We start from the raw sequence: 14473 nt of genomic DNA, 5'->3' as shown, positions 1-14473 counted from the left end.
TATTGATTTCTTATCTTTCATCCACCACTATATCTATTTTACATTATTCTTTCATTATAATCCAAATTAAAATAAAGGCTGATATTCATTCTCAGCCTTTATAAACGATACTTAAACCGTTTGAAATGAACCTATCTTTTTATATTTTTGCCATCTTTCTTCTACAATATCCTCAGATGACAATTCTTTTAACTCTTTTAGAGATTTTTCAAGTACTTGATCAATAAGTACAGCTTGTGCATCAATATCTCGATGAGCTCCGCCTTTTGGCTCTGGTATCACTTCATCAATAACGCCCAATTTTTTCAAATCAGGAGCTGTAATCTGCATTGATTCAGCGGCTCGCTGTGCTTCACCTGCATCCTTCCACAGTATTGCAGCAGCGCCTTCCGGAGAGATCACGGAGTATGTAGAATTCTCCAGCATGTGAACGTGATTTCCTACACCGATTCCTAATGCACCGCCGCTTCCGCCTTCTCCAATTACAATACACACAATAGGGACGGTTAAGCCGGCCATTTCCATTAAGTTTTTGGCAATGGCTTCACTCTGTCCTCTTTCTTCAGCTGCTCTGCCAGGGTATGCCCCTTTTGTATCAATGAAAGTAATAATTGGACGGTTAAACTTTTCAGCCTGCTTCATATGACGCAACGCTTTCCGGTAGCCTTCAGGATGCGGCATTCCAAAATTACGTTTGATGTTTTCCTTTGTATCTTTTCCACGTTGATGACCAATTACTGTTACCGGCTGATTTTTATAATAGGCAATGCCGGAAACAATTGCTTCATCCTCGCTAAACAAACGGTCACCATGAAACTCAATAAAATCTTCAAACAGTCTTTCTACATAGTCTAATGTAGTAGGACGGTCGGGATGTCTGGCCATCTGCACACGATTCCATGGCTTTAGATTTCCATAAATATCCTCTTCCAGTTTTGCCAAGCGTTCTTCCAATGTCTTTATTTCATCTTTCAAATCAATTTCACTGTTTTCTGTGAATGCTTTTAATTCTTTAATCTTTTCTTTTAAATTTACAATTGGTTTTTCAAATTCCATTATTGGCGCCATTTATGATTACCTCCCATCTGCATGCATGGAAAGAATTTTTCCAAGCGTTTTTTTCATGTCATGACGGTGAATAACCTTATCTATCTGCCCATGCTCTAGTTGAAATTCAGCTGTCTGAAAGTCGTTTGGTAATTTTTCACGAATCGTCTGCTCGATAATTCTTCGGCCGGCAAAACCTATGAGTGCCCCCGGTTCGGCAAAATTATAGTCTCCAATAGATGCAAAACTAGCAGATACACCACCGGTCGTTGGATGGGTCATAACAGAAATCATTAAATTTCCGCTGTCTCTGAATCGTTTAACAGCAAACGATGTTTTCGCCATCTGCATTAAGCTTAAGAGCCCCTCCTGCATACGGGCACCTCCGGATGCTGTAAATATAATAAACGGAATAGATTCTTTTCTGGCTTCTTCAATTGCTCTGGTTATTTTTTCTCCGACTGCGGATCCCATGCTCCCCATACGGAAATGTGAATCCATAACGGCAAATGCAACCTGATTGTCTTCAATTACCCCTGTCCCAGTAACAACAGCTTCATTTAGCCCTGTTTTCTGACGATCTTTCTTAATCTTCTCTTCGTAATCAGGGAAATTTAGCGGATTTGCAGAGGTTAAACCGGCATCCAACTCTTTAAATGTCCCTTCATCGAACAAGCTTTCAATTCTTGTCCATGCTGTCATTGGATGATGATACCCGCAGTTTGGACAAACATATAAAGATTTAACTATTTCTTTTCGATAATAGATTTGTTTACAATTATCACATTTCTGCATTAAACCCTCTGGAACATCTACTTTCGCTTTCTCGCTCGGGATTGATGCATACTTCTTACGCTTGCCGAAAAAATCTTTAAGTGGCAAGTTTATCCCCCCCTTTTTCTACTACTAGATTATCTGAGCATATATAAACAGGCTGTGTATATTATCTAGTATTCAAATAGAGCTTTCAATAAGAGCTGTTTCCTATTTTACTATTGTAAACTATTTTGCCGAGTTATAATAGTTATTCCATAAAATGAAAGTACTTTTAGTTTTAGAATCCCAACAAATAGATTACCACCTGATGACAAGTCGTGCAATCACGTTTTTCTTATTCACAATAATTTTTTTATCAAAAGAAGGGTGGATAACACTGTTTAACAAACGAATAACAAGCCTTCCCTTAGCTGGAATTAATTTTAGGTTTAAAAATAAAATACCCCAAAAACATTTTTACTAAAAATGTTTCCGGGGATAATTATCAGGTCAGACTATTTATTGATTTCCTTTGTCAGATTCCTTGTTTTCTCCGCTATCTCCTCTGGATCCACCTGGACACGGGCGACACCGGATTTCATTGCCGCTTCAGCTACGTGCTTGGCCACAAGCGGGGCGACTCTATCATCAAAAGGAGAAGGAATAACATAATCCTCATTCAGCTCATCCTCTGAAATTAAAGAAGCGATTCCTTCTGCAGCAGCAATTTTCATTTCTTCATTAATCCGTGTTGCTCTGACATCCAACGCTCCCCTGAAAATCCCTGGAAAAGCAAGTACATTATTTACCTGATTTGCAAAGTCAGACCGGCCGGTCCCAATGACCCTTGCCCCTGCTTCTTTTGCATCATCTGGTAAAATTTCCGGATCAGGGTTTGCCATAGCAAAGATAATTGCATCATCATTCATCTTCTCTACCATTTCTTTTGTTAATGCACCGCCTACTGAAACACCGATAAATACATCTGCACCCTCTAAAACATCTTCCAGACTTCCTTCGATTTTCTGTGCATTGGTATATTTTGCAACAAGTTCTTTCACCCGGTTCATTCCGTTAGGACGTCCTTCATAAATTGCTCCTCTTGAATCACACATAATCATGTCATGAACACCCAGGCTCTTTAATAACCGGATGATTGCAATTCCTGCCGCGCCCGCTCCGTTAGCAACAACTTTTATATTTGAAAAATCCTTATTTACTAATTTTAAAGCATTCATTAATCCCGCAACCGTGACAATTGCCGTACCGTGCTGATCATCATGAAAAATAGGGATATTTGTTTCACTTTTTAAGCGGTCTTCTATAATAAAACAGTTTGGCGCTGCAATATCTTCCAGATTGACTCCGCCAAAGGTTGGTTCCATTAATTTTACTGTTTCTACAATTTTATCTACATCTTGTGTATCCAGACAGATCGGAAAAGCATCTACTCCTGCAAAGCCTTTAAATAATACTGCTTTCCCCTCCATAACAGGTAAAGAAGCTTCTGCACCGATATTACCGAGGCCTAATACAGCAGACCCATCACTTACTACAGCAACCATATTTCCCTTCATCGTATAGTCATAGACAGTTTCTTTCCGTTCATAAATTTCCTTGCAAGGTTCTGCAACACCGGGGGAATATGCCAAACTTAAGTCCTCTTTGTTTTTCATGGGAACCTTTGATTTTATTTCCAATTTCCCCTGCTTTTGTTTGTGTAAATGTAATGCTTCGTCTCGTAGGTTTGCCATCGAATCCCGCTCCTTTAAATACTGTAAGTAATATGTATAATTATTGCGCTTACAATTTGGGCCAAGCCCTTTCAAATCCCTTTTATTATAACAGATGATGAACCTGTGTAAAGTAACTCTGCGCATAAAAATACTATCTTCTCTGTCCTTTGAATATTAGCTGATGTATTATAAAAAAATATGCAGCTGCCAATAGTGCGCCTCTTCCCTTAGAATATATAAAATCCGGGAAATTTACTTTTGCTGAAGTAAATTTCCCGGATTTTATAACTTTCATCTCTATGCCGCTGAAGCTATCTCTCTACCACGTTCTCATTTCCAAAATAATTTTTCAGCTGCCTCATTTCTTTTTCCGTCAAATAAAAAGCATAATCATTTGCAAGACGATAGGTTTCTCTGTTTACAGGATTATATACAATCACAGGTGTTTTACCCGGATGCTGATCAGCTAGTTGCTTCAAATATTGTAAAACACTGCTTTTATCCTGATTTGTCATTCGTACAAACAATTTTTTTGTTTCGGGTACACCTATTTCGGAAAGATCTAAAGCTGCAATGTCTTTTATAACAAGCTGGAGCTTCTGATTTCTCTCTTCCACCGAAACACGCATCCAGACAATCTGTTCTTCCTCCAGCTGGTTAGAAATTTGACGAAATAAATCAGGAAAAATAACTGCATCCATCTTTTTATCCTCATCCGACACGGTTAAAAAGGCCATTCTTTCCCTATTTTTTGTTCGGATAACTTTTACTTCTTCTACAACTCCAACCGTATATATCTCTTTTCTCTTACCAGCAAATTTTTCTGCCTGTTTGAATGAAATTATTCCGTTCGCTCTTAAAACATCCCGGCAGCTTTCAAATGGATGATTCGATATATAAATACCTATTAATTCTTTTTCAAAAGTGAGCTTCTGTATCATTGAGTAATCTTCTATATCTGTATATTCCAACGCATCTTGAAACAGGGAAGCATCTTCGAACATCCCTTGAAAAAGCTCTTTTTGTTCGAGAGCCGGCTCAATAGAGGCTATCAGACTTGCCCGATTGTCGTGAAATGTATCGAATACACCAGCTAAAATAAGATTTCTTATAGCAGCGCGGTTTACTTTTTTAATATCAACCCGCATACAAAAATCAAAAAAACTGATAAAAGGAGCTTCTTTCCGAATTTCTAAAATATGAATTAATGCTTGATAACTGATTCCTTTAATAGCAGCTAATCCCGTACGCACCATGTTTTTTTCAACTGTAAATTGCTGAAAACTTCTATTAATATGCGGCGGAAGTATATCAATATGAAGTTCTTTTAATGATTCCTGGTAAGCTGACAGCTTTTCAGGCTGGTTCTTGGCATCAGTCAGCAGGCATGAGAAGAACACTGCTGGGTAATGCGCTTTTAGAAAGCTTAGCTGATAAGATATTTTACTATAGGCTACTGCATGGCTTCTCGGAAAACCATAATTGGAAAAGCGCACAATCCAGCTGAATATTTCTTTCGCCACTGCATGAGAATAGCCATTTTTTATGCACCCTTTGATAAAAGCTTCCTCCTGCTGCTGCATAACACCCTGCTTCTTTTTGCTTACAGCTCTTCTTAAAATATCTGCCTCTCCAAGACTGAAACCGGCAATACGATGGGCAATTTGCATAATCTGTTCCTGATAAATCAGAACACCATATGTTGATTTTAAAATTGGCTCAAGGTCTGGATGCGGATAGGTTACAGGCTCCCGCTTAAATTTCCGCCGGATATAAACAGGAATAAAATCCATTGGACCTGGCCGGTAAAGTGCATTTACCGCCACAATATCCTCAAATGAAGACGGCTGCAGCTCTTTAAGTACATTTTGCATCCCTGCAGATTCCAATTGAAAGACGCCGCTGGTTTCTCCGTTTCGCAACATCGTAAATGTCTTTTCATCCTGCTCCGGGATATCCGTTAATACCTCATCTTTTTTCAAAGTATATGCTACACCTTTTGTTACTCTTTCTATTAACGAAAGGTTTCTGAGCCCCAAAAAGTCCATCTTTAACAATCCTGATGCTTCCAGTTCATTCATTGCATATTGTGTCAAATATGTTTCTCCTGTACTGCTTGTTAAAGGAACATCTGTCACTAATGGCTGTTCACTGATCACCACACCTGCAGCATGTGTGGATAAATTTCTGGGCAAGCCCTCTAATTTAATTGCTATTGAAAATAAAGTCTTTAATTTTTCAGATGATTTCACATACGCTGTCAATTCCGTTGAATCTTGCATTAGCTTTTGGATACTTTTAGAAGATGCCCCCTTCAGCTCCCTCAAAATATAGCTGACATCCTGTTCATGTACATCCATTGTTTTCATCAGTTCACGAAGAATAGAACGCGTCGCAAAGGTTCCAAAAGTAATAATCTGCGCAACATGCTCTCTTCCATATTTATCTCTAACATAATCGATTACTTCATCACGCCGGATATCAGAAAAGTCCACATCAATATCTGGCATGGTCAATCTCTCCGGATTTAAAAAACGTTCAAATAACAGATTATATTTTAAAGGATCTACTTCAGTGATTCCTAAAATGTAAGCTACAATAGAACCTGCCGATGACCCCCTGCCAGGACCGACCATAATATGATTCGTTTTAGCAAATTGAATAAAATCAGCAACTATTAAGAAATAATCACTGTAATTCATGTTTATAATGGTGTTCAGCTCATATTCCAGCCGATTCCGATGTGCGTCTGTAATAATCGTATAACGTTCCTGCAGTCCTTTTTCACAACACTTCCGCAAATAAGTATCTGCAGATATCTGGTCTGGAGTTGGAAAGGATGGCAGATGCTGTTCATCAAAATTTAAATATGCTGTGCATTTATTCGCAATTTCTTCTGTTTTATCGATCAGCTCCGGCCAGGCGTGGAATAACTGCTTCATTTCTTCTGGAGAAGTAAAGTGATGCCCTTTAGGCAGCTGATCCTTCCTTTTTGGTCCCCACTTCTCTCCAAATCGCATCGATTGCAAGCAATCGTATGCTAATACATCCTGTTCTTCTAAATACAAAACTTCTTGCATAGCTGTATAAGAGAAGTCTGCCTCCTTCCAAATTTGGAGCTGATGTACATGAGAATCGATTCCAACATAGAAATCACCAGGTTGAAAGTATGCTTCTACTTTTTTCAACTCTTGAAAAAATAAACCTGCATCAGCTTCTGCAGAATAATTACTACCCCGAAGGAAATGTTTTCCTGATAATACACCAATGACACCTTCTGTATATTTCGAAAGCTGACTGCCAGTTAATGTATCCATATGATTTGTTTGTAAATATGTACTTAACTTTAGAAGCTGCTGGTACCCTGTCTTATTTTTGGCGAGTACAATAAAAGGAATTCCCGGTTCATTTTCTTCTGTTTGAACATGAACAGTCATTCCAATAATTGGCTTAATCCCTTGATCCATACAAGCTTTATAGAATGAAATGGCACCATAAAGAACAGCCTCGTCTGTTAAGCACAAGCTTTGATAATGTAAACTTTTTGCTTTTTGAACCAGTTTTTGTATAGAAATGGTGCTTTCCATTAAACTATAGCCGCTTTTCACTGAGATATGTGTGTATGTCATTCTACTCCGCCTTCTTTCTATTTCTATTATAACAAGATAGTACATATGTGCCTATAAATTTAGTTTTGCTCATATCCCGCCTATTTCATTCATAAGATAGAATATGCACCTCCAATCATTAGGATTGCCAATTATAAGACAAGCTGTAGCGCGAGGAGTGTCAGTATGGAGGAACGGTTTTTTGCTGCGTTTATTCATTGTTTTTTTATTGCATTGGGAGTTATCATAGGGGGCTCTATTATCGGGAGCATTGGAGATTTTGCAACTGGAGATGCCGCCTTGACCTCCATGAATCGAATCGCAGAACGTTTAAGAATATGGGGAATTGTTGCTGCTATCGGCGGAACTTTTGATGCTATTGCCAACTTTGAAAGAGGTTTATTTGATGGAACACCAATGGATTTAGTTAAACAGATACTATTAATTTTATCTGCTATGGGCGGTGTAAAGGTCGGACTTATTATTATCCAATGGTTTTCACAAGGAGATGTCCCATAATGCATATCCCGCCATATCATAAAAAAACAAACTGGCAGCTGATTTTTGTCGGTTTCTTTTTTGGCACTATTATTTCATACATGATTTTCACATATATGTACGGAACCATGTATGAAAAACTGTTAAAAGAAAATATTGAACTGTCTAATGAAGTAACCGAACTGGAGCACACAAATCAAACGCTGCTGAAGGATAAAGAGGATTTGAGTGAGCAATCCAGACAGCCGCTTACCATCTCAAAAATCACAGTTGAAATAGAAAATCCGGATTCTATGAAAATTGATTTATTAATGCAGGATCAGCTCCGTGCTTTAATTCGCGATGAAATTAATCATGTCGTAGGCCAGGAGGTAGAGCTTATCTCGCGGTCAGATGAACTGCTTATCTCCACTATTGAAAATAAAGCTTTCACCCTTGACGGCATGAGCTACCAGTTCACTGTAAGTCAAATTATTGCTTTGGGATCAGAATTAAAAATAACTGTCCTGCCTGATTCAGTAAGATAATTTACATGATTAGAGCGATGCCTGGTTATGCAAATATCTAAACAAATTGCTAAGAATGTTATTGCATGAGCTGCTCCCACTTTATTTTTGACAAAATTTAAAGCGGGAGTTTCTCGATTTCATAACGAAGGCATCCGTTCATCTCGCTCCAGCTCATTGAACGAGCTCTCTTTATATTACACAAGAGTGGATACTTCCTGGCTAAAACTCGTTAAACGATTTATTTTACATTCTATTTGGACGCATAACAGCCTTAGACCATTGTTTAGTAAAGCACTATCTGATATAAATCTTAAGCTTCCACATTTATAATCGATTTAAGCAGACTCCCTGCATACTTTTTCCAAATCAGATACTAAGTCGTTTCCTTCCTCCCATGAATACACTGTGGCGCCTGAGGCTAATGGATGTCCTCCACCGTTATACTTACCTGCTACCCCATTAATAATAACTCCTTTTGAACGGATACGCACTCGAATCTGATCTTCTTCTTCAATCAGAAAAACCCAGGCTTTTATCCCTTTTACATCTGCTACAACCTGAACCAGCTGATTGGATTCTTCCACACTGACATCATATTTTTCCAGCAAATCAGCGGTTAATTTAATAACGCACAGCCCATTATCGGATAATTGAAAATGCTGTAAAATATAGCCGCTTAATCGCAGCACCTTCTCATCTGCCTGATATAACTCATCATATAGAGCTGATCTGTCAAAATCATAACGAACCAGTTCTCCGGCATATTGAAAGGTTTTTACGGTTGTGCTCGGAAATTTAAATCTTCCCGTATCACCGACAATTCCTGCATATAACAGACGGGCTGCATTATTATTTAAGGTCCAGCCTCGTGTTTGTGCTTCTAAGGCAAGCTCAACAATCATTTCTGAGGTAGAACTCGCATCTGTTGACACCCATTCTATATCTCCATAAGAATCTGTAACCGGGTGATGATCAATTTTTATTAATTGTTTACCTGTATCATAACGCTCATCGTCAATTCTCGGCTGATTGGCTGTATCACAGACAATTACCAGACTCTCGTGGTAAGCATCACCTGATACTTGATCCATCTGCGCTAAAAAGGTTAAGGACTGAACGTCTTCTCCTACAGCATAGACTTCTTTTTCCGGGAAAGAATGCTTGATCAGCTCTTTTAAACCCACCTGTGAGCCGATCGCATCCGGATCTGGACGCACATGCCGATGTATGATGATTTTCTGATTTTTTTCAATCGCTTCGATAATTTTTGTGACTTTCATGACTATCTCCCTCTCCTGTATGGTATCTTAAATATTCCCTTTAAATTAATTCCAGCAAAAATATTATACTTCCTTTCACATCTAAAAAACGGTACAATAAACATAGAATTTAGAATATGTAATTAGGAGCATTTAAATGGTTATCTTCCCAATAATAATTATCGTTTCAGTTGTTTTTTATATCTATTATAAAGTATCTATCCTGAAAGAGAAAAGCACATTAACCCAAAAATATTACAATGGCAGATCGAAATCCTGTCTTGGAGCGTTTATGATGGCTTTTGCTATTAACCAATATACGCTCTACCTTACACAGCTTAGTCTGTTTATCGGCCTTGTTATCTTCATTTTAGGATTAATGCAATTCATCCGCGGCTTTAAAGAAGCACGCCACTATCAAAAAGAATGGAGAAGATTACATCCACAGTAGAAAATTGTGAACTGCACCGTTAAAAAAGCAGAAAATCATCTCCACCTTCTCTAACGAAACTAATTCAGACAAACTTTCCTCACTTTAGCATAAAAACAACTGGAATCCATATTGTTCCAGTTGTTTTTTTATTGCCTTGCAGCAGATATATTTCTTTTATTAGCGATTAATAAGCTGTGCCATTATCAAAGCTCTGCCGACAGTAATTTGCCCTTGCAGCACTTCTACATCTATTTTTGCATACAAACGACCGACGTCCAGAAGTACCGGCTTAACATGCAAAATACTATCGATTGGCACAGGTTTGCTAAAATAAACAGTAATATTTTCAATCGAAATTTCTGCCTTCTTCTCGATTTTCATCATTTTATCACAGGCTTCTGTGATTAGAGCTGTAAAAACACCATGTGATAATGTTCCTAAATGATTTGTCATTTGCGGTATGACCCGTGCTTCATACAAACCGTCCTCGTCCGGATTCTGGGACATATTATTGGAAACAATATCTTCTATTGTTTCCCCAACCTGTGGCTGTCTCTGAATCTGCTGCATCGCCTTCAATACATCCTGTCTGGAAATGACCCCTTTTAACACATGAGATCCGTCCACTACAGGAACAAGCTCAATACCTTCCCAAACCATCATATGTGCTACAGATGCTAAAGATGTTTTTTCTTGAACAACTAAAGGCTTACGGCTCATGATACGATCTATAAACGTACTCTGCTCTTTTCCGACAATGTCACGGGAGGAAACCATTCCTACTACCTTCATGCGGTCATCAACCACCGGAAATCGTGTGTGTGAAGATACCTCGTTATTAATATACCAATCCTTCACCTGCTGTTTTGTGGTTAAATAATAGGAGGATTCGAATGGTGTTGAAATATCCCCTACAAATATAATTTCCTTCTTAATCAATTGATCATAAATTGCCCGGTTAATCATTGCCGCAACTGTAAAAGTATCATAGCTTGTCGAAATAATAGGCAATTGTTTTTCATTTGCCAGCTGTTTGATAGAATCATCCGTATCGAATCCTCCTGTAATCAGAACAGCTGCCCCGGCTTCTAATGCCAGCTTATGTGCCTCATGACGGTTCCCGACAATCAGCAATGAATCTGCCTGTGTATAACGCATCATAGCATTTAATTGCATTGCACCAATGACAAATTTGCTGAGGGTTTTATGCAGTCCATCTCTGCCGCCGAGTACTTGTCCATCAATAATATTTACAATCTCGGCAAAGGTCAGCTCTTCAAAATTATCTTTCTTCTTCTGTTCAATCCGGATAGTCCCTACACGTTCAATTGTACTGACAATTCCTTGATTTTCCGCTTCTTTGATTGCCCGGTAAGCAGTCCCATCACTAACATTCAAATCTTTTGCAATTTGACGGACAGATATCTTGCTACCTACTTGCAAAGACAAAATATGCTGTAATATTTGTTCATGCTTGGTCGCCATCTGCCATCACCTTCTTTCAACTGTACTATATAAAACGTAATAGTTTTATTATACAACTAGCACAGCTGAAACTCAATGGTTGCGCAGTTTCTTCTTATTTAATCCTTCCTGTTCCATAACTGGCGGACGGGACATCTTTAATAGTGTTGCAAGATTTGCACCGATAAATACAAATGCAAATAATAGCCAGCATCCCCAAAAGAGGAACTCTAAGGAGCTGGAAGATTGCGGAATCATCGGCCAGGCAATATAAAGGAAAAAGCCAACTAATAATAATCTTAAAATAATATTTGTTCTCAAAGCTACATCCCCCTTTATTATAAGTGTATGAGGAATGGTTATTTCTATGCACCAGAAAACCACAGAATCGCTATATTCTGTGGTTTTCTGGTTTACATATATTCTTTTTTTAAGAATTTAAATCAATTGTTTCTCCAACTTTCATTGCACGGGCATTACCGGCCTTCACTTGAGAAGCCCAAGCTTCCGGATCCTGAACGATTGGCGGGAAGGTATTATAGTGCACCGGAACAACCTTTCTGGCATTTACCCATTCAGCTGCAAGCAGTGCATCACTTGGTCCCATTGTAAAATTATCACCGATTGGAATAAAGGCAATATCAATATCATTTAATTCGCCGTACATTTTTAAATCTGTAAATAATGCTGTATCGCCTAAGTGATAGATCGTTTTTCCATTTACTGTGAGAATTATTCCTGCAGGCATTCCGCCATAAATAACTGTTCCATCCTCTTCTTCATAAGAAGAACCGTGAAAAGCCTGTGTAAGCTGTACTTTTCCAAAGTCAAATTCACGGGAGCCGCCAATGTGTAATGGATGTGTATTTACACCTTTTGAAGCTATAAAATCAGCAAGTTCTTTAGGTGCTACAACCAGTGCATCATTATTCTTAGCAATTTCCACTGTATCTCCGACATGATCATTATGAGCATGTGTCAGCAGAATAACATCTGCCTTTTCTGTACTTGAGTCTAAATCACATGCTTCATTTCCATTGATAAACGGGTCAATAATGATGCGATGCTTTCCTGTATCTACTTTTACTACGGAATGTCCATGAAAAGATACTTTCACTCAAAATCTCTCCTTTGATTAGTTGGATTATTATCAGGTTTAGTACATGTTTTCCCGTTATCAATTAATTCTACGCATCTTTTCACAAATTTATTTATTGAATTTCTTTTTCAATTCTGCCAGCTCATCATCCACACCATTATTATTTTCAAGCACTTTGAATTCATCATCCAGTGTACGTGCATTTTCATTTAAATCTTCTGAAGTCTCTGCTTCCGCTTCATATTGAAGTACTTTTTCTTCCATTCTTTCAAATCCTTGACGGGATTGATCACTGCCGATAGAAGACATCGTACGGTTCATTTTCGTTCTAGTTTTCGCAGATTCCGCGCGTGCTTTTAAGGAATCTTTTTTCAACTTCATTTCCTGATATTCTTTTTTCATTTCAGATAATTTTTCTTTAAGAATCCTTACATCCTCATCAGCCCGCTCCCAGGAAGCCTGTAAAGACTCATACGATTTTTCCTGGTGTCTTTTATCTTCTAACGCTTTTCTGGCTAAATCTTCATTATCTGCTTCTACTGCTTTTTCAGCTTGTTCCTGACGCTTCTCTACCATTGTTTTCGCATCATTTGCTTTCCGTTTCAGCATTTTTTCATTTGCCATTTGCTTCGCTACAGCTGCTTCGACATCTTCAATATCCTTACCCATATCTCTCAGGTATTGATCTAACATTTTGACCGGGTCTTCCGCCTTATCAATCATTGCATTCAGTTCTGAACTGACAATTGTTTTCATTCTGTTAAAAAATTGAAACATACAAATCCTCCTCTTAGAATAAGTAATAGTAATGTACGGTTCGTGTACAGTATGAAATACGATTGATTTCGCAAAAAGTTTCATTTTTATCGGATTTTTTCTTTCTATCTGCTATAATTTTTTAAAGGATACTATTTATACATGCGGAATCGCAGCTATATTAATAAACTAGGAGGAAAAAATAATGTCAGAACGAATTAATAATTTATTTGCAGAACTCAAAAAACAGCAAGCGGACAGCTGTTTTATCAGTTCCAAAGCAAATGTATATTACTTAAGCGGGTATTACACAGATCCCCATGAAAGAGTAATCGGAATTATCATCATGGACGGCATCGATCCTATTTTCCTATTGCCGAAAATGGAGGAAGAGGATGCAAGGAATGCCGGATGGGAGCATTTGATTGTAAGTTATTATGATCACGAAAATCCTTGGCATGCCTTACAGGCTTTCTTAAAAAAACAAGAAAAAGAACCTGCTGTCATGGCAATAGAAAAAGATCATCTGACTCTTTACCGTTATAACCAGCTTCAAGAAACATTCCCGAATGCGGCATATATAGATGCAACACCAGTAATCCAAAATCTGCGTTTGATTAAATCTAAGAAAGAGCATGATTTATTAAGGACAGCGGCTGAATTAGCTGATTTGGGAGTTAAGACCGGAGTGGAAGCTTTAAAAGAAGGTGTCTCTGAACTAGAGGTGGTTGCTGCCATCGAGCACACCTTGAAAAAGCAAGGGATACGCGAGATGTCATTCCAGACAATGGCATTATTCGGTTCGAAAACAGCATCCCCTCACGGAAACCCGGATAAAACACAACTGGAGAAAAATAATTTTGTTCTCTTTGACTTAGGTGTTATTTATCAAGGCTACTGCTCTGATATTACCCGGACAGTCTCCTTTGGTAATATTACAGATGAACAAAAACAAATATACGATACTGTATTAGAAGCGCAAGAAAGAGCAATTGAGGCAAGCAGAACCGGCACAGCCGTCGGCGAGCTGGATAAAATTGCAAGAAATCATATCACAGAACAGGGATATGGCGAGTATTTTACACATCGGCTTGGTCATGGCTTAGGAATCGAAACACATGAGTATCCATCCATGCATAGCGAAAACACACTGCCTATTGAACCAGGAATGTGCTTTACGATTGAACCGGGGATTTACGTTCCGGGAGTCGGCGGTGTCAGAATTGAAGATATGCTGTTCACAACTAATTACATGCCTTTAGAACTGACAAAATATCCGAAAACATTACAAATTATTTCTTAATGCAC

The 14473-nt window shown here is 38.3% G+C and carries 13 protein-coding genes; 4 read left to right on the top strand and 9 right to left on the bottom strand.

Annotated elements, in window-relative coordinates:
- Positions 1–111: 111 nt before the first annotated feature.
- The 4 genes from accA to dnaE all read right to left on the bottom strand — a co-directional run bounded on the left by accA (position 112) and on the right by dnaE (position 7168).
- Positions 112–1068 (bottom strand): acetyl-CoA carboxylase carboxyl transferase subunit alpha, encoded by a 957-nt coding sequence (accA, locus tag IEX29_RS19235; protein ID WP_188736311.1) that lies wholly within the window; start codon positions 1066–1068, stop codon positions 112–114.
- Positions 1069–1074: 6 nt separating this feature from the next.
- Complete coding sequence (accD, locus tag IEX29_RS19230; RefSeq protein ID WP_188736310.1) at positions 1075–1929, bottom strand: acetyl-CoA carboxylase, carboxyltransferase subunit beta; 855 nt, start codon at positions 1927–1929, stop codon at positions 1075–1077.
- A 389-nt stretch (positions 1930–2318) separates the two neighbouring features.
- A complete protein-coding gene (gene ystJ / locus IEX29_RS19225; RefSeq protein WP_188736308.1) occupies positions 2319–3557 on the bottom strand; it encodes an NADP-dependent malic enzyme in 1239 nt (412 codons plus the stop codon).
- 293 nt (positions 3558–3850) lie between these two features.
- Positions 3851–7168 (bottom strand): DNA polymerase III subunit alpha, encoded by a 3318-nt coding sequence (dnaE, locus tag IEX29_RS19220; protein ID WP_188736307.1) that lies wholly within the window; start codon positions 7166–7168, stop codon positions 3851–3853.
- Between the two features lie 165 nt (positions 7169–7333).
- Here dnaE and ytrH point away from each other — a divergent pair, with 165 nt between their 5' ends.
- Entirely contained in the window at positions 7334–7666 is a 333-nt protein-coding gene (ytrH, locus tag IEX29_RS19215) for a sporulation membrane protein YtrH (RefSeq protein ID WP_077600988.1), read from the top strand.
- Complete coding sequence (gene ytrI, locus IEX29_RS19210) at positions 7666–8172, top strand: sporulation membrane protein YtrI (RefSeq protein WP_188736305.1); 507 nt, start codon at positions 7666–7668, stop codon at positions 8170–8172. Before ytrH ends, ytrI begins: the two co-directional genes overlap by 1 nt.
- A 317-nt stretch (positions 8173–8489) precedes the next feature.
- On the opposite strand, the gene IEX29_RS19205 is transcribed toward ytrI, so the two are convergent.
- Complete coding sequence (locus tag IEX29_RS19205) at positions 8490–9434, bottom strand: DHH family phosphoesterase (RefSeq protein ID WP_229720294.1); 945 nt, start codon at positions 9432–9434, stop codon at positions 8490–8492.
- Between the two features lie 136 nt (positions 9435–9570).
- On the opposite strand from IEX29_RS19205, the gene IEX29_RS19200 reads away from it, so the two are divergent.
- Positions 9571–9864: a YtpI family protein gene (locus tag IEX29_RS19200; RefSeq protein WP_147211028.1), complete on the top strand. Its 294-nt coding sequence runs from the start codon at positions 9571–9573 to the stop codon at positions 9862–9864.
- 159 nt (positions 9865–10023) lie between these two features.
- Here IEX29_RS19200 and IEX29_RS19195 read toward each other — a convergent pair whose 3' ends face one another.
- The 4 genes from IEX29_RS19195 to IEX29_RS19180 all read right to left on the bottom strand — a co-directional run bounded on the left by IEX29_RS19195 (position 10024) and on the right by IEX29_RS19180 (position 13186).
- The gene (locus IEX29_RS19195) at positions 10024–11331 is read right to left on the bottom strand and encodes a DRTGG domain-containing protein (RefSeq protein ID WP_188736303.1); all 1308 of its coding nucleotides are present in this window, start codon (positions 11329–11331) and stop codon (positions 10024–10026) included.
- A gap of 72 nt (positions 11332–11403) precedes the next feature.
- Positions 11404–11631: a hypothetical protein gene (locus IEX29_RS19190; protein ID WP_188736301.1), complete on the bottom strand. Its 228-nt coding sequence runs from the start codon at positions 11629–11631 to the stop codon at positions 11404–11406.
- A gap of 109 nt (positions 11632–11740) precedes the next feature.
- Complete coding sequence (locus IEX29_RS19185) at positions 11741–12427, bottom strand: metal-dependent hydrolase (protein ID WP_188736299.1); 687 nt, start codon at positions 12425–12427, stop codon at positions 11741–11743.
- Between the two features lie 90 nt (positions 12428–12517).
- On the bottom strand, positions 12518–13186 hold the full coding sequence (locus tag IEX29_RS19180) for a PspA/IM30 family protein (RefSeq protein WP_188736297.1): 669 nt from the start codon (positions 13184–13186) through the stop codon (positions 12518–12520).
- A 184-nt stretch (positions 13187–13370) separates the two neighbouring features.
- On the opposite strand from IEX29_RS19180, the gene IEX29_RS19175 reads away from it, so the two are divergent.
- A complete protein-coding gene (locus IEX29_RS19175; protein WP_188736295.1) occupies positions 13371–14468 on the top strand; it encodes a M24 family metallopeptidase in 1098 nt (365 codons plus the stop codon).
- Positions 14469–14473: the final 5 nt, after the last annotated feature.

Source organism: Oceanobacillus neutriphilus (assembly GCF_014645515.1).
In the GTDB taxonomy this organism is placed as follows: domain Bacteria; phylum Bacillota; class Bacilli; order Bacillales; family Amphibacillaceae; genus Oceanobacillus; species Oceanobacillus neutriphilus.
The sequence above is the reverse complement of the archived record's forward strand: the minus strand, read 5'-3'. Positions and strand labels throughout refer to the sequence as shown.

Bases quoted from the DNA above. Each gene is read 5' to 3' on its own strand.
- IEX29_RS19180 (WP_188736297.1), bottom strand. From the start codon at position 13,186: ATGTTTCAATTTTTTAACAGAATGAAAACAATTGTCAGTTCAGAACTG.
- ystJ (WP_188736308.1), bottom strand. From the start codon at position 3,557: ATGGCAAACCTACGAGACGAAGCATTACATTTACACAAACAAAAGCAG.
- ytrH (WP_077600988.1), top strand. From the start codon at position 7,334: ATGGAGGAACGGTTTTTTGCTGCGTTTATTCATTGTTTTTTTATTGCA.
- ytrI (WP_188736305.1), top strand. From the start codon at position 7,666: ATGCATATCCCGCCATATCATAAAAAAACAAACTGGCAGCTGATTTTT.
- IEX29_RS19175 (WP_188736295.1), top strand. From the start codon at position 13,371: ATGTCAGAACGAATTAATAATTTATTTGCAGAACTCAAAAAACAGCAA.
- accA (WP_188736311.1), bottom strand. From the start codon at position 1,068: ATGGCGCCAATAATGGAATTTGAAAAACCAATTGTAAATTTAAAAGAA.
- dnaE (WP_188736307.1), bottom strand. From the start codon at position 7,168: ATGACATACACACATATCTCAGTGAAAAGCGGCTATAGTTTAATGGAA.
- IEX29_RS19205 (WP_229720294.1), bottom strand. From the start codon at position 9,434: ATGAAAGTCACAAAAATTATCGAAGCGATTGAAAAAAATCAGAAAATC.
- IEX29_RS19195 (WP_188736303.1), bottom strand. From the start codon at position 11,331: ATGGCGACCAAGCATGAACAAATATTACAGCATATTTTGTCTTTGCAA.
- IEX29_RS19200 (WP_147211028.1), top strand. From the start codon at position 9,571: ATGGTTATCTTCCCAATAATAATTATCGTTTCAGTTGTTTTTTATATC.